Genomic DNA, 21,137 nt, shown 5'->3' with positions numbered 1-21,137 from the left:
AGGTGCCTCGTGGATTTGTTTGTTTATTGCCGTCTCTTTAGCACAGCCAGAGTTTCATGTGAACTTTGCCGATCTGCTGTCCCGATCAATTCTGCAAAGGCCCCCAGGACGGGTCGCTACCGCCATCCGGCGTGCGGACCGGGCGCAGGTTCCGGCCCGAAATATCCACCGAATACAGCGTCGCCCGTCCGCTTGCGCCCTGGGTCTCGCGGGTGAACATGATCACGCGACCATTGGGCGACCACGTGGGGCCTTCGTCCAGGAAGGACGAGGTCAGCAAGCGTTCTTCACTGCCGTCCGTACGCATGACACCGATGTGGAAACGGCCCTTGTTCTGCTTGGTGAAGGCAATCAGATCACCACGCGGCGACCAGACCGGCGTGCCATACCGGCCCTGTCCGAAACTGATGCGCGTCGGCTCACCCCCGCCGGCGGGCATGATGTAGAGTTGCGGCGTGCCCGAGCGGTCGCTTTCGAACACGATCTGCGAACCGTCCGGTGAATAACTAGGTGCGGTTTCGATTGCGGGCGTGTTCGTCAGGCGGACGCTTTGGCCCGACGCAAGGTCCATCTTCCAAAGGTCGGTATTACCGCCCTGAATCAGCGAATAGACGATCGAGCGCCCATCCGGCGAGAAGCGCGGCGAGAAACTCATCGTGCCGTCCTGCGTCTTGAGTTCACGCCGTTTGACCCGGCCCACGTCCAGAACGTAAATCCGGGGGCTGCCGCTTTCATAACTTGTGTAAAGCAACTGCTCGCCGGTAGGGGAAAAGCGCGGAGCCAGAACGATGGCCGAGCTGTCGGTCAGATACTGAACATTGGCTCCGTCGTAATCCATGATCGCCAGCCGTTTCAGGCGCTGGTCCTTGGGGCCGCTTTCCGACACAAACGCAACCCGGCTGTCGAAATACCCGCCCTCGCCTGTCACCCGGCTATAAACCTGATCGGCCACTTTATGCGCCATGCGCCGCCAGCCATCGGTGGTGCCTGCAAACTGCAACCCGCTGCCCAGTTCCTGACCCGAGAATACATCCCAGACCCGGAAACGGACGGTCAGCTTTTTGCCTGACACGTTGACCGCGCCCGTCACCAGCGCTTCGGCATTGATGGCCTTCCAGTCCGCAAACTGAAGCGGGGCCTCGAAGCTTGTCACCTGACTGATGAACGCATCCGACGAGATTTCGCGAAACAGCCCGGTGCCGGTCAGATCCGCCGCAACTACGCGCGAGATGTCCTGCGCGTATTGCGCCGCGGTAGGACTGTCCGGTACGAAATTTGGAACGGCAAAGGGCAAGGGTTCGATAATACCCTGATCCAGTTCCAACCGCAGCGGCCCACTTTGTGCAAAAACCGGCGCCGACAGAAGCGTCAGGCCAATAAAGAGGCTGGTCAGAAGTTTCATCATTTGATCCGCATCCTCTCGGGATTGAATGTAATCTCAATATCCTGCCACTGCGCGTATTTGTCAGCAGGCAGGTCGTATCCTTTGGCTCCGCAACGCAAAATAGCGCGCCGCGCGGCCTCGTAGGCCTGTTTTGCAGCCCCTGAAGAGCCGTCTGAGCTGTCGAGCAACTGCAAGCTGCCGCCAACAACCTTACCATCCGGGGTCAGAGAAAAGCCGACCACAACGACGGTCTGCAAGGCGTCCGTCGACAACGATCCGACATTCCAGCATTTCGATACCGCCAGCCGCATCGCGTCCTTTTCACCACTGGTCAGCGGTGGACCCGAAGGCGCGTCATCCTGTCCCAATGCATCGGCCAGCGCATCCTCGATGGCCTGCTGGTCGCTTTGCGCCGGTTCTTCGGGGGCTTCCGGGACTTCGGCCACCACGGGTTCGGCCGGAGGTTGCGGGCGGCTGGGCCGCGTTCGGGGGCGCGGGGAAGTCTGGGGCGACAATTCCTGCGTCTCTTCCGCCTCGGTCACGATCTGATCCGTGGCTTCCTCGGGCGCGGTCTGATCCTGTTGCTCCTGCTGGGTCTCGGCCCCTTCATCCAGGGATACGGCGGGGGTTTCGATGTCATCCGGTTTTGCCTCAGGCGGCGGCGGGGCCACCGGCTCGGGCGCAACCTTGTCAGCGGAATTGGGCAGGGATTCCGGACCCGGCGTCGGCAACGCAGCGACTTCCGTATCAGGCTGGTCCAGCGTCGGGGGTTGTTCGATCACTTCCGGCTCGGGCGGGGCTTCCACCGGCTCGGGCAAAGGATCAGGCTCGGGCTCGGACGGGACAATCGGCTCGGGTTCTGGTTGTTCTTCGGGTGTCGGTTCAGGGGCGTTGGCCTCTTCGGGCTCTTCAGGCTGCTGCAAATCAGCGGGCGGCGACGGAACCTGGGGCGCGTCGCGTTGCGCGGTCATCGCAGCAAACTGTTCAGCCGTGACCACAGATACCTCCTGAACGGCCATAGGCAAAGGCTCGGACCGGAACGTGCCGCCAAACAGCGCCCATCCGATCAGACCTATGTGGGCAATCGCCGAGATCTTGGTGCCGGTATCCACCGCGCGGCCTCACTCTCCACCTTCGTCAAATGTCGGCCCGCCAGTATCGGTCACAAGGCCCACATTCGAAAACCCGCCGGCATTCAGCGCCCCCATCACCTGCATCACCTGCGCGTAGGGAATTGCGCCGTCCGCCCGCAGGAACACCCGGTCACTGGTACGCTCAACCGCAATGGCCCTGAGTTTTCCGATCAGATCGGCACGCGCGACGTCCGTGGTCTGGATCTGCACCCGCCCGTCCGCTGTCAGTGTGACGGTCAGCGGTTCCTCATTGTCCCCCGGCAGAGCACTGGCCGCCGTTTTGGGCAGGTCCACGGGCACCCCCACGGTCAGCAGCGGGGCCGCCACCATGAAGATGATGAGCAGCACAAGCATGACATCTACAAATGGCGTCACGTTGATCTCAGCCATCGGCTGGGCGCGACCACGCCGCCGCCCCCGCCTGCGGCCGTTTCCGCCCGAGGGTTGCTGAACCGCCGCACCCATCTCAGCTGTCCAACTGCCGCGACAGGATGGTGGCGAATTCGTCGGCAAAGGCTTCATACCCGCCAACGATCCGATCACTGTCCGCGCTGAGCTTGTTGTAGAAAATCACCGCCGGGATCGCGGCCAGCAGGCCCAGACCGGTGGCCAGAAGCGCTTCGGCAATACCGGGCGCAACAACGGCAAGGTTGGTGTTCTGCTGCTCGGCGATCTCGATAAAGGCGTTCATGATGCCCCATACGGTGCCGAACAAACCGATAAATGGCGCGGTCGAGCCGACCGTGGCCAAAATGGGCAGACCTTTTTGCAGTGTTTCCGCCTCTTTTGCGATGGCCACATCCATCGACCGGTCAATCCGTGCCGTCGCGCCGGCAATCAAGCCGCCGTCATTTCGGTGTGACCTGCGCCACTCGATCATGCCGGCGGCGAATATCTTCTCGGAACTGCCGTCCGGTCGCGTCCCGATCTGTTCGAACAGCTCATCCAGCGGATTGCCGGACCAGAAGGATTCATCAAAAACCTGCGCTTCGCGTCGCGCTGCGCGGTAATTGATCAGTTTCTGAATGATGATCGCCCAGGACCAGAACGATGCGACGACCAGTATCAGCATCACCAGTTTGACGATAAATGTCGCGCGGGCAAACAGCCCCCACATGGAGAAGTCGATCTCCTGCGCCAGCGCCAGCGTTTCAGCTTCCATGAACCTGCTCTTTGTTTTGCCTGACAGCCATTTGGCCTTGTTTTGCCAAACGCTAACGCAGTTGGTATCGAAAAGCCAACAGAACCACCCCGGCTGAGTAAATTGTTACATCAATGCGCGAATCTCTGCCGGAAGACGGATCGGCCTGCCCTCGCTATTGATGCAAACGGCGGTCACGGTGGCGCGGAAAATCTCGGTTTCGCCGCGCCGGACAAGCTGCGCCATGGTCAGGCGCACTCCTGAAATCGAAACCATCTCGGTTTCGACGATCAGTTCATCATCAAACTTGGCCGGCGACAGATAATCCGCCTCGATCCGGCGCACGACCCAGACAATCCCCTGATCCCGCATCGCGTTCTGGTCATTGCCGAGGTTGCGCACCCAGTCCGACCGTGCCCGTTCAATAAAACGCAGGTAATTCGCATGATAGACAACACCGCCCATGTCGGTGTCTTCGTAATAGACCCGGATGGGAAAGACGTGCTTCATTGTGGCTGCTCCAAACGCGCAAACAATCGTAATGCGTGGGACGCATCCTGCGCCATTCCCGGCAAAACCGGATCATAGGCGGCCCGGATCAGCGCAGCGATTTCAGGGCGCAGAATTGTCGTTCCGCCAGCTACGGCCAGCGGAGACTGCGACCGGAACGCAGCATCGGACCACAACAAAACGGTCTGTACCACCTGCCCCAGCGCAAGCGTTTCGGCAGGAATTTTGGACAATTCGCCATCCATCTTCAAAAACACGAACGCCGCCCGGATGGTCCCGTCCTCCTCGAACCGGAATATGCGGTACTGGTTGGCGTCCGCGTCCATCAGCCGCCCGACCAGAGGGGTCAGATCAGGGATCAGACGGTCCAGATCGGGCACCTCCAGCAATTCCTGCCAGTCGCGAAAAAAGAAGACCATGCAGTTCGCGCCCAGTTCCGGATCGGTCTCGGCCATCTTGTGGCCAGCTAGCGCGACAACCGCCTCGAACGCACCCTTGATCACGGAAAGCGTATCATCTTCGACGCCAAAGACGATCGGCACGATCGGTCGCCCCCAACGCGCGAACAGGAACTCGCCGCTTTCACGCGTAAAAAGTGCTTCGATTTCTTCCGGTGTCACGGCCGACCCTTCATCTTTTCAAAAATACTCTCGCCGAAGGCATAAAACCCATGGCGCACCGCATCAACCAAACAGATCGCTCTGCCCACGGGGCGCCGCCATTCCCAAATGGGTCCATGCCTTTTGCGCCAGCATCCGTCCACGCGGAGTGCGCTGTATCAGTCCCTGCTGCAACAAATAGGGCTCAATCACTTCTTCAAGCGAATCCCGGCTTTCTGACAGCGCTGCTGACAAGGTTTCGATTCCCACAGGGCCGCCCTCGTAATTCTCGGCGATCAGCTTCAGATAACGCCGGTCCGCGCCATCCAGCCCCAGGTTGTCCACACCCAGACGCGTCAGGGCACCATCGGCCAGATCGCGTGAAATTCGTCCATCGCCCTCGACAATGGCAAAATCGACCACGCGCCGCAGCAGCCGCCCGGCGATCCGGGGGGTTCCACGCGAACGCCGGGCGATCTCGCGCGCGCCTTCATCATCAGCCGGAGCACCCAGCTTGCGCGCGTTGCGGGTGACTATCTCATGCAGTTCGTCGACCGTGTAGAACTGCAACCGCGTTGGAATACCAAACCGGTCGCGCAAGGGCGTGGTCAGCAGCCCCATGCGGGTCGTAGCGCCCACCAGAGTGAACGGCTGCAATTCGATCCGGACGGTGCGCGCCGCAGGACCTTCACCGATCACCAGATCCAGCTCGAAATCCTCCATCGCAGGGTACAACACCTCTTCGACAGCCGGGTTCAGACGGTGGATTTCGTCGATGAACAACACGTCCCGCGATTCCAGATTGGTCAGGATCGCCGCCAGATCGCCCGCCTTGGCCAGCACGGGGCCCGAAGTCATGCGGAAATTCACCCCCAGCTCGCGCGCCATGATCTGCGCCAGCGTGGTTTTCCCAAGCCCCGGCGGGCCATGGAACAACGTGTGATCCATCGCCTCGCCCCGCTGGCGGGCTGACTGGATGAAGATGCGCAGATTGGCTCTTGCCTCGGCCTGACCGATAAATTCGTCCAGCCCCTGCGGACGCAGCGCGCGGTCATTGTCTTCCGGCAACGGATCGGGGCGCAGGGCGGGATCGGCGTCTACCATTCATTCACCCTTTCGGAGCAAGCAGTTTCAAAGCGGCCCGGATCAGTTCCGCCTCATCCGCGTCGGGCAGGTTGGCTGCGGCTTCGGCCACGGCCGATGCTGCCTCGGACGGTCCATACCCCAGATTGGACAAGGCCGACAAAGCCCCCGCAGTAGCAGCCGCCGAACCCGAGACTGGCCTGACCGTCGGTTTGGCGACTGGTGCAGGTTCGGACGATTCGACCACTTCCAGTTCGGGACCACTCATCGCCTCTGTCACCGTGCCGCCCATTGCCATCACGCCCGGTGCCTTGTCCTTGAGGTCCAGCACAATCCGCTGCGCCGTCTTCGGTCCGACGCCCTTGGCCGCTTTGACAGCGCCCCAGTCACCCAACGCAATGGCGCGGCTGACCCCGTCCGGTCCCAGTGCGGACAGAATGGCGAGCGAGACCTTGGCCCCAACGCCCTGCACCGAACACAGCAGGCGATGCCATTCCTTTTCGACCAGCGACAGAAACCCGTAAAGCTGCATGAGGTCCTCGCGCACGACCATGTCGGTGTAGATCGAGACGCCCTCACCAACACCCGGTAGTGCCGCCATGGTCCGGTCCGAACAGTAGACGATATAGCCGACCCCGCGCACATCAATCAGCACGTGGTCTGCCGCGCGATAGTCCAGCCGCCCGGTCAGTTTTCCGATCATGCCCGCACCTCTTTCATCCGCGCCTGAGGCGCCGCGCCGTAATAGGAATGACAGATAGCAATCGCCAGCGCATCTGCCGCGTCCGCTCCTTTGGGCTGACACCCCGGCAGTTGCAGCTTGACCATATGCAGCACCTGCTCTTTTTCGGCGTGACCCACACCGACCACGGTTTTCTTGACCCGGTTGGGCGCGTATTCCCCGACCGTCAAACCGGCCTTCGCCAGCGTCAGCAACGCCACGCCGCGCGCCTGACCCAGTTTCAGCGTTCCGGCCCCGTCCTTGTTGACGAATGTCTGCTCGATCGCGGCCTGATCCGGTCGATACTCGGCTATGACCTCGACGATCTGGTTGTGCAGGGACAAAAGGCGTTCACCCAGATCGTCCCCGTCCGACTTGCACAACCCGTTGGCGACATGGCTCAGACGGCTGCCATGCGATTCGATGATGCCCCATCCCAGGGTTCTCAGCCCCGGATCAATGCCTAGAATTCGCATGTTGTGCCTTTGGCCTGCTCGGGTTCGTGTGATTTTTTTATCAACTAGCACGAAGCAAGAACATTTTCCAAGCGAATTGACCCAAAGGCCAAAAACGACAGACCTGTCTCAACGGCGACGGATGGACCCTTTTTGCGACCCGGAATGTCCTGTTTCCGCCACCTAATGAAAGGGAAATTCATCAATGATTTAAGGGAATTTAAGGAAACTCGAGCTCTGCAGAAATTGCATAGGACACATGCAAATTCCGCTCTTGTGCCGGCGATATGACATCACTAGATGCCCGGCAGATCGCAAGATCAGACAGTAACACAAACCAGAAGGAAACAGGATATGGCTGCACTGGACACAACCCGCACCGCCACTGGCTCGTTCGGCCTCGTTGGCCGTATCGGTGAAACTTTCGCAGCGGTCGTCAACGCCGTTGTCGAATGGAATGACGCCCGCGTTACCCGCAACGCGCTGAGCGGTCTGACCGACCGTGAACTGGAAGATATCGGCCTGTGCCGTGGCGACATCGACGTCGTTGCCGAAGGCCGCCGCTAAGACGGCAACCGCCCACTCACAGCTTCTTTACGGAGCAAAAAAACACCGCGCAGCCAGAAGCAGCGCGGTGTTTTTTGATTCAGGCAAAGTCAGTAGAGGACTTTGTTAAGCTGAACCGAGAGAAACTCTGTCATCGGGTCTACCTGCATGATCCAGGCTCCTGCCTGCTCAACCGAGGTGCCCTGGCTTAGGGTGTCAATGCGGTGGTCATAACCGGTCGGACCAAGGCTGGACAGCAGAAACGCCTTGAAGGCAAAGAACCCGCAGATGCAGAACAGCAGAACCTTTGCAGGGATCGCCGATCTGACGCGCTGTGGTTTCATCACCACCAGACCATCCTTGCGCATCGTCGCACGATAGCCGTGGCTCATCTTGCTGTGCTTCTTGTTCAGGCGATTGACGCGCTGATCGAACTCCAGTTGTTTTACCGTCATGGCAGCCTCCTAAAACCGCCCCCCGCTGACTTGAATGACGGTAGAAACAGATTGCGACAAAAAAGAGGCAAAAAACCACAAAACTCCTGCAAATGGCCCTGAATTAGCCCTGTTTGCTTAAGATCAGCGTCGTCCAGTCACCAATCTGGCCGCGATGATGGGTATTGAACCCATTTTGTAAATAAACGGAAACGACGTCATCGGCCTGTTCGTTCAGAATCCCTGACAGAATCGCGTAGCCTCCAGAGCGCAGATTCGCTGAAATTTCCGGTGCCAGAGCCACCAGCGGACCTTTCAGAATATTCGCAAAGATCAGGTCATAGGGCGCATGCGATTGCAGATCGGGGTGATCGAAGCCCGCCGCCTCGATACAGAGCACCTGACCGGACATCCCGTTTGCCTTCAGGTTGGCCTCGGCCACGTCAACCGCGACCTGGTCAATATCGCTGGCCAGAAACTGCCCGTCCCAGACCCGCGCGGCGGCCATTGCCAGAACAGCGGTGCCACAGCCGATATCTGCCACTTTCGCCGCCGAGAACCCTTCGTCAAGCAACCGATCCAACGCCTTGAGGCATCCAAGGGTCGTGCCATGGTGCCCCGTGCCAAACGCCATCGCGGCCTCGATCAGCAGAGGGATACGGCCTTCGGGCAACTTGTCCGCATCATGGCTGCCATAGACAAAGAACCGCCCCGCCTCGACCGGCGCCAGTTCCCGGCGGACATGCGCGACCCAGTCGGTTTCGGGCAGTTCCGAAACGACAAAGGGCTTCGCCCCGAACGCAGCGGCCAGAACGGCCAGCGCGGTTTCATCGGGGGCTTCGGTGAAGTAACCGCCAACCTCCCACAGGCCCGAGTCGTCTTCGACCTCGAACACGCCCACACCGGTTGGTTCCGGGTCCAGACGCTCCATCGCTTCGCCCAGGCTTTCGGCGGCTTTCTTCCCGTTCAGTGTCGTGAGCGCAGTGAATGTGGGCATCGGGGCCTCCTGTCCAATCTCGCACTGCGCCTAGGGCCACCGGCCGCCAAGGTCAAGCGCTGGCGCCTATTCGGCGGGGGCGGGTGCGTATTTCGACAGGATGGTTTCGTTGCCCGGTTCCGGGTGACGCGGGATAAGCAGGGACAGACCCAGCGAGACCAGCGCCATGGCAGCAGCCAGCCCGAAAACGGCGCCGGGCGAGACAACCCACAGGAGCCCCAGCAATGCAGGCAGGAACACAGCCGCGATATGGTTGATCGTGAAAGCCACCGCCGCCGTGGGCGCAATATCCGCCGGGTCGGCGATCTTCTGGAAGTAGGTCTTCAGTGCCAGCGCGAGCGCGAACAGCACGTGGTCGATCACGTATAGGATTGCGGCCAGCAGCACGCCCCAGCCAAACCAGTAGATGCCGCCATAGGCCGCGAACACGATCGCCAGACCGGTATATTCAAAGATCAGCGTGCGGCGTTCGCCGAACATCGCCACCGCTTTGCCCAACATGGGCGCAGCGGTCATGTTGATCAGCAGATTGATCAGATACAGCCCTGTCAGTTCGTGCACGTCAAAACCGAACTTCTCGACCATCATGAAACCGGCGAAAACAATGAAGATCTGCCGCCGGGCGCCGGCCATGAATTGCAGCGCATAGTAAAGCCAATACCGGCGGCGGAGTATGATTTTCTTTGTTTGCGGCGTCGGCGCATCAAACTGCGGGTAAGCGATCAGGCACAACAGGCCGAGCAACGCCGTCAGCCCCCCGGCCGCCATGAATACCGTGTTGTAGGACAGATCGAACCGGTCCCATGTCAGGACGATCAGGCCGTAGACCACCAGAGTCGATGCAGACCCAATCGCCACCAACCATCCCAGCACTTGCGGCGCGCGGTCCTTGGGCAACCATTGCAGTTGCAGCGACTGGTTTACCGTTTCGTAGTAGTGAAAGCCGATCGAACTGAACAGCGTCACAAACAGCAACCCGCCAAGGCTGGGAAACCAAGCAGTGACGGCCGTTGCAACACCCAGCAGCATCAACGAGATCATCGCCAGCACCTGCTCGCGAATGAACAGGATCACGGCAATCACGCCGACGGCCAGAAAGCCCGGAATTTCCCGCACCGTATGCAGCAGACCGATATCCGCCCCGTCGAAATTCGCCACCTCGATGACAAAGTTGTTCAACAGCGCGCTCCACGCGTTGAACGCGATGGGCATGGTCAATGCCATCACGAAAAGGAGCGTGACCGGACGGCGCCAGAACGGAAGGCTCTGCGCCTCAGAAAGCGGCATGGGTTTCAGCATGGGACTCCCTCTACGCCCATTTGAACAGTTTGGCGAGAGGGAAGCGGCATGCGCACAGCAGGCCTGCGCAGATGCAGACGTCAGTAGAAGCTTTGCGGGTCGATATCCACGGAAAGTCGGATATCGCCTTTCAGGCGCAAAGGCGCGATCCAGCGCGCGATCGCGTCCTGAATGGGCGCGCCCTTCGGCGCTTTGACCAGCAGCCGCACCCTGTGGCGGCCACGGATGCGGGCGATGGGCGCCGGGGCCGGACCAAACACCTGCGCGCCCACGTCACGAAGCGGCGCGTCATTGCGGGCCATGGCATTGCCGATGTCGAAAACCGGGCCGACCTCGGGGCCCGACAGAACAATTCCAGCCATGCGGCCATAAGGCGGCACGCCTGCCGCCTGCCGCCCGGCGGCCTCGGCCTTCCAGAAACCTTCTTCATCGCCGGACAGAATGGCGCGGATGACAGGATGTTCCGGTTGAAAGGTCTGCAACAGCGCCTGCCCGGGCTTGTCGGCCCGACCGGCTCGACCCGCAACCTGCCGCATCAACTGGAAGGTCCGCTCGGCAGCCCGCAGGTCTGCGCCATGCAGGCTGAGATCCGCGTCGATAACTCCGACCAGCGTCAGCTTTGGAAAGTTGTGCCCTTTGGCCACCAGCTGTGTCCCGATGATGAGATCCGCGTCGCCTTCGGCAATCTCTTCAATCTTGGCCTTCAGCGCCCGCGCCGAGCCGAACAGGTCAGAACTGAGCATCGCGATCGTCGCCTCGGGAAAGGTCGCTTCGGCCTCTTCCGCCAGCCGCTCGATTCCCGGCCCGACCGGGGCCAGTTTGCCTTCGACCCCGCAGGACGGACAGGTCTCGGGCATCGGTTTGGTTTCGCCGCATTGATGGCACATAAGGCGTTTCAAAAAGCGATGCTCGACCATCCGCGCGTCACAGTGATCACAGGCAATCTGTTCACCGCAAGCGCGGCAGAGCGTCACCGGCGCGTAGCCACGGCGGTTGATGAACAGCAGCGATTGCTCACCCTTCTCGATCCGCTGCCTCACTGCCTGCCGCAGGGACGGCGAAATCCACGTTCCCGCCTGCATCTGTTCGGCGCGCATGTCGATGGGCTTCATCTCGGGCAGGACCGCCGCCCCGAACCGCGACGTCAGATCGAGACGCTCGTATTTCCCGGCCTCGGCGTTGGCCCAGCTTTCCAATGAGGGCGTGGCACTGGCCAGAATCACCCGCGCGCCACAGATGGCCGCGCGCAGGACCGCCATGTCGCGGGCGCTGTAATGCACGCCATCCTCTTGCTTGTAAGAGGTATCATGTTCCTCATCTACAACAACCAGGCCCAGATTGCGGAACGGCAGGAATAGCGCCGACCGGGCGCCGACCACCAGTTGCGCATCCCCCTGCCCGACCATCCGCCAGACCCGGCGGCGTTCGGTCATGGTCGCGCCCGAGTGCCATTCGGCCGGACGCGCGCCAAACCTTGCCTCGACCCGGGTCAGAAACTCGGCAGTCAGGGCAATCTCTGGCAGCAAGACCAGCGCCTGCCGCCCTTGCCGCAAAGTCTCGGCCACCGCTTCCAGATACACCTCGGTTTTGCCGGACCCGGTCACACCCTTCAGCAAGGTCGTGCCATAGCTCCCCGTCCGCTGCCCGGCGTGCAGCCGCGTGACGGCCTCCGCCTGATCTTCTGTCAGCTCCTTTCCGGGCAAATCCGGGTCCAGACGCGGATAGGGCAGATCTCGCGGGCTGTCCTCTTCCCGAACCGCGCCTTGCTTGACCAAGCCCTTGACGACCGAGGACGTCACCCCTGCCTGTTCAGCCAGTTCCTTCAGCGTAAAGGCCAACCCGCCATAGTCGCGCAACACTTCCAGCACGCGGGTACGTGCATCCGTCATCCGGTCAGGTTGACCTTCGCCAAGGCGATATATCTTGCGCATAGACGGCGGATCACCCAGCCCCGGCGCGCGGGTCGCCAGACGCAGCATCGCGGGCATCGGCGTCAGCGTATAATCGGCCACCCGCCCCAGAAACACGCGCATCTCCTCTCGCATCGGCGCAACCTCGAGCACACGTATGACCGACCGCGCCTTGGCAAGGTCAAAGCCCCCCAGCCCCGGCCCCCAGACCACGCCAAGAACCTTGCGCGGCCCCAATGGTACTTCGACAAACGCCCCCAGAAAGCACCCACCCTCGGGCGCCTTATAGTCCAACGTCCGGTCCAGCGGCTGCGTTGTCAGCACCGCAACCAGGTCTCCTTCGTCGAAAAATCCGTTAGCGCTCACGGCATATCCTTCGCAGGGGGTTCCAGCATGGGTCTCTTTGAGGTAAAGCCATCCGCAACCAAGGCCAACCCATCAAAGGACTGCCCTCATGAAATTCTTTGTAGACACCGCCGAGATCGATGCCATCGCCGAACTGAACGATCTGGGCATGGTGGACGGCGTAACCACCAACCCGTCGCTGATCCTGAAGTCGGGCCGCGACATTCTGGAAGTGACCAAGGAAATCTGCGATCTGGTCGACGGGCCTGTGTCTGCCGAAGTGGTCGCAACCGAAGCCGACGACATGATCGCCGAAGGCCGCAAGCTGGCCAAGATCGCCCCCAACATCGCCGTAAAAGTACCGCTGACATGGGCCGGTCTGAAAACATGCAAAACGCTGACCGACGAAGGCCAGATGGTCAACGTGACTCTCTGCTTCTCCACCAACCAGGCCATTCTGGCAGCCAAGGCTGGTGCGACTTTCATCTCGCCCTTCATCGGACGTCTGGACGACATCAACCTTGATGGCATGGATCTGATCGCCGACATCCGCCAGGTTTATGACAATTACGGGTTCGAAACTGAAATTCTGGCCGCCTCGATCCGCACCGTGAACCATGTGACCGACAGCGCGCGCATCGGTGCCGACGTGATCACAGCGCCACCCGCCGTCATCAAGAAACTGGCCGATCACCCGCTGACCGACAAGGGTCTCGAGACCTTCCTGGCCGATTGGGCCAAGACCGGCCAGAAAATCCTCTGATCCATTGCACAACCGCGCGGCGCCGTCTGGCGCCGCGCCCGGCCCAACGGCCGAGGCCTGATCCCCGATCAGGCGCAGGCAGGCGGGAGCCGCCGCATCAGACCTGAGAAAACCCGTCAAAGCTGCATTTTTTCCAAGGCAATCGCGGCAAGCCATGTTATAGTCCGGCACAACAAAAAAAGACCGGACGGGATATGAGCAGTAACCCCAAACTCGAGGATAGCCTTCGCGCCGCGATTCTGGCTGAACCAGACGCTGTGCTGGATGACAAGGACCTGATGCAGGCCCTGGTGGCCGCGAACGAACAGGCGCGTGGCGAAAATGTCATCGACCTGCGCGGCATCGCCATGCAGCGGCTTGAGGCGCGGCTGGACCGGCTGGAAGACACCCACCGATCGGTCATCGCGGCGGCTTACGAGAACCTTGCGGGCACAAATCAGGTACACCGCGCCATTCTGCGCCTGCTGGAGCCCGTCGAGTTCGAAGAATTCCTGCGCGCCCTGGGCAGTGACGTGGCCGATATTTTGCGCGTGGATCAGATCACCTTGGTTCTGGAAACCACAATCGAACAAAACGATCCCGCCATCGAAAAGCTGGGGGGCGTTCTGGCCGTGGTCGAGCCCGGCTTTGTCGACGAGTACCTCAACAGTGATCGCAGCAGATCCACGCGGGATGTCATTTTGCGCGAAACCCGGCAACACAGCCGCAGGATCTATGGTGCGCAGGCGGGGCATTTGCGGTCCGAAGCCTGCCTACGGCTGAACCTGGGCACGGGTCGCCTGCCGGGAATGATCGTAATGGGGGCCCGGGATCCGCGACATTTCTCTCCACAACTGGGCACCGACCTTCTGACCTTCTTTGCCGGCGTATTTGAACGCTCCATGCGCCACTGGCTGTCGTGAGCCTGATTTCTCCGGCCTGCCGCGATGCGCTGCAGCAATGGCTTGACGGGCTTGCCGCGCTGGCCGGACGGTCGGAGAACACGCAATCCGCCTATCGCGGCGATGTCACCGACTTTTTGTCCTTCATGACCCTGCACCATAACGGGCAGCAGGGGCTGGCCGCGCTTGAACGGATCACGGTTTCGGACATGCGGGCCTGGATGGCGGATCAGCGCGGTAGCGGCGTGGGGGCACGGTCGCTGGCGCGCAAATTGTCGGCCGTCAAAAGCTTTTATCGCTGGCTGGCCGAGCGCGAAGGCTTTGAACCCACCGCCGTTCTGTCGACCCGCGCGCCCAAATACACCCAAAAACTGCCCCGCCCGCTTGCCGAAGATGCGGCGCGCGCGATGATTGATACGGTCGAACTACAATCCAGCTCGGATTGGGTCGCGGCCAGGGACATGGCGGTGGTGATACTGCTCTACGGGTGCGGATTGCGAATATCCGAAGCCCTGTCCCTGACGGGTAGGGATGTGCCTCTGCCAGCAACACTGCGGATTCTGGGCAAGGGCGGGAAGGAGAGGATCGTGCCAGTTCTGCCAGTCGCCCGGCAGGCCGTGGAACGGTACACGTCGCTTTGTCCTCATTCCCTGTTGCCCTCGGAAGCGCTGTTTCGCGGTGTGCGGGGCGGACCGCTGAACCCACGCGCAATCCAGGGCGTCATGGCGAAGGCACGGATGCAGCTGGGCCTGCCTGCCACAGCCACCCCACATGCGCTCAGGCACAGCTTTGCCACACATCTTCTGTCGGCGGGTGGTGATCTGCGCGCAATTCAGGAGTTGCTGGGGCATGCGTCGCTTTCAACCACGCAGACCTACACGGCAGTCGACAGCGCGCGCCTGATGGAAGTCTACAACCGGGCTCATCCCAAAGCCTGAACCGGATCACCACAGCCATTCGCCGGCGTTTGGTCATTGGAGACTTTTTGCTTTGCATCTCGTGGCCGCATCGTCCATGACACCCCCATGACATTGAGATTCAAAGCCCTTAGCGTTCATCTGTTCACCGCCACCGGTGCCGTTTTCGCAATGCTGGCCATGCTGGCCGCCGTCGAAGAAAAATGGAGCCTGATGTATCTCTGGCTTGTGGTCTCGTTCATCGTGGACGGTATCGACGGCCCGCTTGCCCGCCACTACCACGTCAAGAAAAACGCGCCCGAGTTCGATGGCGTCCTGCTAGACCTGATAATCGACTACCTGACTTACGTGTTCATTCCCGCCTTTGCACTTTTCAAATCGGGGCTGATGGATGGCTGGACCGGCTGGTTCGCAATCATTGTCATCACATTTGCCAGCGCGATGTACTTTGCCGACACCCGAATGAAGACCAAGGACAACTCCTTTTCCGGCTTTCCCGGCTGCTGGAACATGTTCGTTATCGTGATCTTCGCGCTCGAACCGAATTTCTGGGTAATTCTGCTGCTGGTGACACTGCTATCGCTGGCAATGTTTCTGCCATTGAAATTCGTTCACCCGGTCCGGACCGAACGCTGGCGCAACCTGACTTTGCCAATGGCCCTGGCCTGGACGTTCTTTGCCGGATGGGCAGCCTGGGTCGATTTCCATCCCGAAAGCTGGGCGCACTGGGGGCTGGTCGTCACCAGCCTGTACCTGACCTTCGCGGGCATCGCTCAGCAGATGGTACCCGCGCGCGATAGCTGAAATTACAGGACCTCCTGCACTTCGAATTCGGTGCCATTATGGGTGAACACATCACCCTCCTGCAGGCCGGCCATGGCTAGGTAGATCGGGCTTTGCATGGAAATGCCCATGTAGGTGTTGCCGTCGACGTCAAACCGCGTCGTTGAAACACACACAACAAACCGCCGGTTGTTGAATTTGATCACCGCGCCGGGCTGCACCGTGTCGGTCAGGCTGAAATCAGTGTTTTCGATCACGTCGATCTTGGCATGATGGGCATGGACCGGCGCGTCGAAAGCTGCCGCGAGATCTGCATTCTCGCGCGAGGCAGCGATGTCGTCCTTGTCATGTCCTTCACGGTCATCCAGCTGCGAATCTTTCAGAAACGCATCATAATGCGCCTGCGCCGTGGCAAGCTCCTGCGCTTCAAGCGACATCAGCCGGTCGATAATTGCCTTCTTGCGGGCTGCAAGGTCTGCTTCAGTGGTCATTCAATGCGGTCCTTCAAATTCAGTATCGAATATAAGTTGGGCCGCAATCCGGGCGATTGCAACAGGTTTCCACTGTTCAGATAAGCAGGCTGGCGGCTCCTTCATGGCGCAACAGGGCAACCTTGGTCTCGACACCCCCGCACCCGGAAAACCCGACCATCCTTCCATTTGCCCCCAAAACGCGGTGGCACGGGATGATCACCGGGATCGGATTGCCGCCACAGCCGCGCCCAACCGCCTGCGCCGAATAGCCCAGCTCCGCCGCCAACTGGCCATAAGTCCGGGTCTCACCCAGCGGGATCGCGAACATTGCGTCGCAGACCCGGCGCTGAAACTCTGTTCCCTTTATACGATAGGGCAGATCGAACCTTTGCAGGCGCTTCTGGTCGTAGGCCTGCATCTGCGCCGCCGCCTCGCGGAGCAACGGCGTATCAGGGGCATCGTCGGACCCGTCCCAAATCAGCCCCGTGATTGCCTCGTCTTCCTCGACGATGCCGAGGCGTCCAAACCGTGTGTCTACCGCAATCGTTCCCATTCGGTCATGCTGACAGACAGGTCACAGCCACCGCAACCCGAATCCAGACAATTCGCCCGTCTTTTGTTCAAAATACCTTTCGGAGAAAGGCAGAGCCTCACTAAAGGCCCTGCCCCATAGCCGCCGGTAACGGATCAGCCCAGCGCTTCGTCGCAGCGCCCGCAGACGTCGTCATGCGCGTGTCGGCCCACGTCAGGCAGGATCTTCCAGCACCGCTGGCACTTCGCGCCTTCCGCCTTTTCGAACACCACTCCGACGCCTTCAATCTCAGGCACGCGGAACGCCTCGGCCGGGGCCGGATCGCCGGTCACCGACAGGCCAGAGGTGATGCACATGTCATCCACATCAAACGTTGCCAGCAGATCGCGCGTTTCGGAGTCTTCGATATACACGATCGGCGCCGCCTCCAGGCTGGAGCCGATGACCTTGTCCTGGCGCTGCACTTCCAACGCAGCGGTTACGGCACGGCGCACCCGGCGGATCTTGGCCATGGCTGTCTCAAGCTCGGCGTTGCGCCAGTCGGCAGGCGTCTTGGGGAAGTCCACCAGATGGACTGAACTGTCGTCGCCCGGGAACCGTTCCAGCCAGACTTCCTCCATGGTGAAGACCAGGACCGGCGCCAGCCAGGTGGTCAGGCGGTGGAACAGGGTATCCAGCACGGTGCGCGCGGACCGGCGGCGCAGCGTGTCGCCATCGCAATACAGCGCATCCTTGCGAATATCGAAATAGAACGATGACAGATCGACGGTCGCAAAGGTGAAAACGGCACTGAACACGCCCTGGAAGTCGAACGCGGCGTAGCCTTTGCGCACTTGGCTATCCAGATCGGCAAGACGGCTGAGAACCCAACGCTCCAGTCGCGGCATATCCTCGGGCGCGACGCGATCCGCCTCGGAGAAGTCAGCCAGCGAACCCAGCATGAACCGCATGGTGTTGCGCAGGCGGCGATAGCTGTCGGCGGTGCCTTTCAGGATTTCCGGCCCGATCCGCTGGTCGGCGGTATAGTCGGTCTGAGCCACCCACAGACGCAGGATGTCGGCGCCGTATTGCTTGATGACCTCTTCCGGCACGATGGTGTTGCCCAGCGATTTGGACATCTTGTTGCCCTTGGCATCCAGCGTGAAACCGTGGGTCACAACGTTGCGATAAGGCGCGCGGCCTTTGGTGCCGCAGGCCTGCAGCATGGAAGAATGGAACCACCCGCGGTGCTGGTCGGTCCCTTCCATGTAGACATCGGCGATGCCGTCTTCGGTGCCGTCCTCTCGATCACGCAGAACGAAAGCGTGGGTCGAGCCCGAGTCGAACCACACGTCCAGCACGTCAAACACCTGATCGTAGTCATCGGGGTTGGCGATGCCGTTCAGAATCTTCTCTTTGAAGCCCTCGGTGTACCAGACGTCCGCACCATCTGCCTCGAACGCCGCTTTGATACGCGCGTTCAGGTCTGCGTTGCGCAGCAGATAATCTGCGTCGGTCGGCAGAGCACCCTTTTTGGTGAAGCAGGTCAGCGGCACGCCCCAGGCGCGCTGGCGGGACAGAACCCAGTCCGGGCGCGCTTCGATCATCGAATACAGGCGGTTTCGACCGGTCTGCGGGGTCCACTTCACCAGCTCGTCGATCGAGCGCAGGGCCCGTTCGCGGATGGTGTCGCCCATCTCGCCCATACCGTCATCCAGCTTGCGGTCGACCGAGGCAAACCACTGCGGCGTGTTGCGGTAGATGATCGGAGCCTTCGAGCGCCACGAATGAGGATAGCTGTGCTTGATCTTGCCACGCGCCAGCAGGCCGCCGACCTCGACCAGCTTGTCGATCACGGCCTTGTTCGCGTCACCCTCACCGCCCTTGCGGGACAGGATGTATTTGCCACCAAAGAACGGCAGGTCAGCGCGGAATGAGCCATCGTCCATCACGTTGTAGGTGATGACCTGTTCCAGCATCCCCAGATCGCGGTACAGCTCGAATTCTTCCATCCCGTGGGACGGTGCACAGTGAACGAAACCTGTGCCTTCGGTGTCGGTTACGAACTCAGCGGCGCGGAAGTCACGGATGTCGTCCCATTCACCATTACCGCCAGGGGCATCGGCCAATGGGTGAGACAAGCAAAGAGCACTAAGTTCCGCAGCGGAAATGTCGCGCACTCGTGTCCACTGATCGTCATTGAGGCGTGCGCGGCCCAGCACGTCAGCAGCAAGGTTATCGGCCAGCAGAAACTTGTCGCCCACATTAGCCCAACACTCATCCGGCGTCCCGGTAACTTCGTACAGACCATAGGAGATGTCTCTACCGTACACGACTGCCTTGTTGGATGGCATTGTCCAAGGTGTTGTAGTCCAGATTACGACATGCGCCCCAACCAATTGCTCGGCCAATAATTTCCTCGAAGCAGCGATCTGAGCTTCCAATTCATCCGCAGTTATCGGCGCGGGCTGATGGTCGGTCCCATGTTCGTAAATTTTCGCGGCGGCTTCTTTACCGACTTCGAACTTAAACTCGGGTCGCGAAGTATCTGTTTCAGAAACCTTGAACTTCACCCAGATGGTGAAGCTTTCCTTGTCGTGATATTCGACCTCGGCCTCGGCCAGCGCAGTTTTCTCGATGGGCGACCACATCACGGGTTTGGAGCCCTGATAGAGCGTGCCGTTCATCAGGAACTTCATGAACTCGTCGGCGATCACGGCCTCGGCATGATAGTCCATGGTGATGTAGGGATCGGGCCAGTTGCCTGTGATGCCAAGGCGCTTGAACTCTTCGCGCTGGACGTCGATCCAACCTTCGGCGAACTTGCGGCATTCCTGACGGAAGTCGACGATGTTCACCTCATCCTTGTTCTTGCCCTTCTTGCGGTACTGTTCCTCGATCTTCCATTCGATCGGCAGGCCGTGGCAGTCCCAACCGGGCACATAGCGCGCATCATGGCCCATCATCTGATGGGACCGCACGATCATGTCCTTGATCGTTTTGTTCAGCGCGTGACCGATATGCAGGTGACCGTTCGCGTAAGGAGGGCCATCATGCAGCGTAAAGGGCGTGCGGCCCTCTTTTTCACGCAGGCGGTCATAGACGCCGATGGTTTCCCACCGCTCCAGCCATGCGGGCTCGCGCTTGGGCAGGCCGGCGCGCATCGGGAACTCGGTTTTGGGCAGGTTCAGCGTGTCTTTGTAGTCAGGTGTCTGGATCGTATCGGCGCACATTTGGGGCGTCCCTTGGATGATCTGGTCTTACTAGGATCGAAGCGTTCGGTGCGAAGTCTCAAACACCTTTGCCCGGCGTCTCAGAGGGTCAGAGCGCCGGGGATATAATTCGAATAATGATGGCCAGACGGTCATGCATGGCAGGCTTATAAGACGCCTTCCCGCAATGGTCCAGAGGTTCTGCCGCCCGGGGTGAAGAGCGGCGAACGTGTCATTTTCAACACCAATTCAAAACGGCCAAACGGGCTGTCAGGGGTGAAACAGGGACCCGACAAGGTAGGCAATCAACGCCGCCGTTCCGCCGATCAACAAGGTCTCAATCCCCGACCGCCACCAAGGGGCCAGCGACCACCGGCTTTTCATAGCACCGATGGCGAAGAAAACCGCAAGTGTCAGTGAGACCGAGACCGCAAAGGCATTCTGGACGGACACCAGAAACGGAACCAGCGGAACCATCCCGGCCACCAGAAACGCGAAGAACGTCGCCGTTGCAGCCTTGAGCGGATGAGGCTCGACACTGCCCAGACCGTATTCGCCTTCGATCATCAGGTTGATCCAGTTTTCCCGATTATCGGTGATGGCATCCGTCGCCTCGTTCAGAACGCGGCCCGAAAGTCCTTTCTGAGCCAGAATCTCACGCACTTCGCCGCGCTCGCCTTCGGGATAAAGGTCGATATGGCGTTCCTCGACCGCGCGAATGCGGCGGATATTGTCCAGTTCGGCCTTGGTGCCCGAATAGTTCCCGGCCGCCATCGAAAACCCGTCGGCCAGCACGTTCGCAAGGCCAAGCGCCACAATGACAAAGGGCGACAGACCCGCCCCGGCGACACCGGACACAATGGCAAAGGTCGTGACCGACCCGTCCAGCCCGCCATAGACAAGATCCCGCAGGACGCCGCGACCGGGCGGGGCATTGATCCGGGCGGAAATCTCTTTCTGGCTGTGACCGTGGTCGATCATGGCTGGCCCTCCGTCGCCATTAGCTTGGCGGAAGGATAGCACTATGGCCTTGCGTCAGA

22 protein-coding genes are annotated in these 21,137 nt (G+C 60.5%); 5 read left to right on the top strand and 17 right to left on the bottom strand.

From position 1 onward, the window contains the following. Nucleotides 1-85 precede the first annotated feature (85 nt). From tolB to ruvC, 9 genes are all read right to left on the bottom strand, one after another. A complete protein-coding gene (gene tolB / locus ACR0J2_RS11740) occupies nt 86-1,405 on the bottom strand; it encodes a Tol-Pal system beta propeller repeat protein TolB (protein WP_170613314.1) in 1,320 nt (439 codons plus the stop codon). After that, nucleotides 1,402-2,496 carry an energy transducer TonB gene (locus ACR0J2_RS11735; RefSeq protein WP_480812664.1) on the bottom strand — a complete coding sequence of 365 codons (1,095 nt, stop codon included), beginning with the start codon at nt 2,494-2,496 and terminating at the stop codon, nt 1,402-1,404. The genes tolB and ACR0J2_RS11735 overlap by 4 nt, the downstream gene beginning before the upstream one ends. 9 nt (nt 2,497-2,505) lie before the next feature. Continuing rightward, nucleotides 2,506-2,982 (bottom strand): protein TolR, encoded by a 477-nt coding sequence (gene tolR, locus ACR0J2_RS11730; RefSeq protein WP_170807746.1) that lies wholly within the window; start codon nt 2,980-2,982, stop codon nt 2,506-2,508. 1 nt (nt 2,983) lies between these two features. Beyond that, complete coding sequence (tolQ, locus tag ACR0J2_RS11725; RefSeq protein WP_170807745.1) at nt 2,984-3,679, bottom strand: protein TolQ; 696 nt, start codon at nt 3,677-3,679, stop codon at nt 2,984-2,986. 105 nt (nt 3,680-3,784) lie between these two features. Further along, entirely contained in the window at nt 3,785-4,168 is a 384-nt protein-coding gene (gene ybgC, locus ACR0J2_RS11720; protein ID WP_480812663.1) for a tol-pal system-associated acyl-CoA thioesterase, read from the bottom strand. Next, nucleotides 4,165-4,788 carry a hypothetical protein gene (locus ACR0J2_RS11715; RefSeq protein ID WP_480812662.1) on the bottom strand — a complete coding sequence of 208 codons (624 nt, stop codon included), beginning with the start codon at nt 4,786-4,788 and terminating at the stop codon, nt 4,165-4,167. The genes ybgC and ACR0J2_RS11715 overlap by 4 nt, the downstream gene beginning before the upstream one ends. A gap of 63 nt (nt 4,789-4,851) precedes the next feature. Next, nucleotides 4,852-5,871, bottom strand: coding sequence for a Holliday junction branch migration DNA helicase RuvB (gene ruvB / locus ACR0J2_RS11710; RefSeq protein ID WP_480812661.1), 1,020 nt, complete (start codon nt 5,869-5,871; stop codon nt 4,852-4,854). A gap of 4 nt (nt 5,872-5,875) precedes the next feature. Continuing rightward, entirely contained in the window at nt 5,876-6,553 is a 678-nt protein-coding gene (gene ruvA / locus ACR0J2_RS11705; protein ID WP_480524830.1) for a Holliday junction branch migration protein RuvA, read from the bottom strand. Next, nucleotides 6,550-7,047, bottom strand: a complete 498-nt coding sequence (gene ruvC / locus ACR0J2_RS11700; RefSeq protein ID WP_170613330.1) for a crossover junction endodeoxyribonuclease RuvC — start codon at nt 7,045-7,047, stop codon at nt 6,550-6,552. The genes ruvA and ruvC overlap by 4 nt, the downstream gene beginning before the upstream one ends. Nucleotides 7,048-7,380: 333 nt before the next feature. Here ruvC and ACR0J2_RS11695 point away from each other — a divergent pair, with 333 nt between their 5' ends. Beyond that, nucleotides 7,381-7,593: a DUF1127 domain-containing protein gene (locus ACR0J2_RS11695; RefSeq protein ID WP_170613332.1), complete on the top strand. Its 213-nt coding sequence runs from the start codon at nt 7,381-7,383 to the stop codon at nt 7,591-7,593. A gap of 89 nt (nt 7,594-7,682) precedes the next feature. Here ACR0J2_RS11695 and ACR0J2_RS11690 read toward each other — a convergent pair whose 3' ends face one another. The 4 genes from ACR0J2_RS11690 to ACR0J2_RS11675 form a co-directional block, all read right to left on the bottom strand. Then, nucleotides 7,683-8,027 (bottom strand): hypothetical protein, encoded by a 345-nt coding sequence (locus ACR0J2_RS11690; RefSeq protein WP_170678184.1) that lies wholly within the window; start codon nt 8,025-8,027, stop codon nt 7,683-7,685. Nucleotides 8,028-8,130: 103 nt separating this feature from the next. Further along, on the bottom strand, nt 8,131-9,003 hold the full coding sequence (locus tag ACR0J2_RS11685) for a 50S ribosomal protein L11 methyltransferase (protein ID WP_170807740.1): 873 nt from the start codon (nt 9,001-9,003) through the stop codon (nt 8,131-8,133). Between the two features lie 66 nt (nt 9,004-9,069). After that, complete coding sequence (locus tag ACR0J2_RS11680; protein WP_170807739.1) at nt 9,070-10,302, bottom strand: MFS transporter; 1,233 nt, start codon at nt 10,300-10,302, stop codon at nt 9,070-9,072. Nucleotides 10,303-10,382: 80 nt separating this feature from the next. Then, nucleotides 10,383-12,578, bottom strand: a complete 2,196-nt coding sequence (locus ACR0J2_RS11675; RefSeq protein ID WP_480812660.1) for a primosomal protein N' — start codon at nt 12,576-12,578, stop codon at nt 10,383-10,385. Nucleotides 12,579-12,666: 88 nt separating this feature from the next. Between ACR0J2_RS11675 and fsa the strand changes: the two genes are divergently transcribed. From fsa to ACR0J2_RS11655, 4 genes are all read left to right on the top strand, one after another. Next, a complete protein-coding gene (fsa, locus tag ACR0J2_RS11670; protein ID WP_170613342.1) occupies nt 12,667-13,320 on the top strand; it encodes a fructose-6-phosphate aldolase in 654 nt (217 codons plus the stop codon). Between the two features lie 194 nt (nt 13,321-13,514). Continuing rightward, entirely contained in the window at nt 13,515-14,222 is a 708-nt protein-coding gene (locus tag ACR0J2_RS11665) for a DUF484 family protein (RefSeq protein WP_480812659.1), read from the top strand. After that, nucleotides 14,219-15,139, top strand: coding sequence for a tyrosine recombinase XerC (locus ACR0J2_RS11660; protein ID WP_480812658.1), 921 nt, complete (start codon nt 14,219-14,221; stop codon nt 15,137-15,139). The genes ACR0J2_RS11665 and ACR0J2_RS11660 overlap by 4 nt, the downstream gene beginning before the upstream one ends. Before the next feature lie 87 nt (nt 15,140-15,226). After that, the gene (locus ACR0J2_RS11655; protein ID WP_170807735.1) at nt 15,227-15,922 is read left to right on the top strand and encodes a CDP-alcohol phosphatidyltransferase family protein; all 696 of its coding nucleotides are present in this window, start codon (nt 15,227-15,229) and stop codon (nt 15,920-15,922) included. A 2-nt stretch (nt 15,923-15,924) separates the two neighbouring features. Here the strand turns inward: ACR0J2_RS11655 and ACR0J2_RS11650 are convergent, their stop codons facing one another. The 4 genes from ACR0J2_RS11650 to ACR0J2_RS11635 all read right to left on the bottom strand — a co-directional run bounded on the left by ACR0J2_RS11650 (nt 15,925) and on the right by ACR0J2_RS11635 (nt 21,078). Further along, nucleotides 15,925-16,392, bottom strand: a complete 468-nt coding sequence (locus tag ACR0J2_RS11650) for a hypothetical protein (protein WP_170613349.1) — start codon at nt 16,390-16,392, stop codon at nt 15,925-15,927. A gap of 76 nt (nt 16,393-16,468) precedes the next feature. Continuing rightward, a complete protein-coding gene (locus ACR0J2_RS11645) occupies nt 16,469-16,927 on the bottom strand; it encodes a methylated-DNA--[protein]-cysteine S-methyltransferase (protein WP_480812657.1) in 459 nt (152 codons plus the stop codon). Nucleotides 16,928-17,061: 134 nt separating this feature from the next. Next, a complete protein-coding gene (gene ileS, locus ACR0J2_RS11640; protein ID WP_480812656.1) occupies nt 17,062-20,118 on the bottom strand; it encodes an isoleucine--tRNA ligase in 3,057 nt (1,018 codons plus the stop codon). A gap of 249 nt (nt 20,119-20,367) precedes the next feature. Next, nucleotides 20,368-21,078 carry a VIT1/CCC1 transporter family protein gene (locus ACR0J2_RS11635; RefSeq protein ID WP_480812655.1) on the bottom strand — a complete coding sequence of 237 codons (711 nt, stop codon included), beginning with the start codon at nt 21,076-21,078 and terminating at the stop codon, nt 20,368-20,370. Nucleotides 21,079-21,137: the final 59 nt, after the last annotated feature.

It is taken from the genome of Ruegeria sp. CG4 (genome assembly GCF_056537185.1).
Note: the sequence above shows the minus strand (reverse complement) of the source record. Positions and strands in the feature narration are given on the sequence as shown.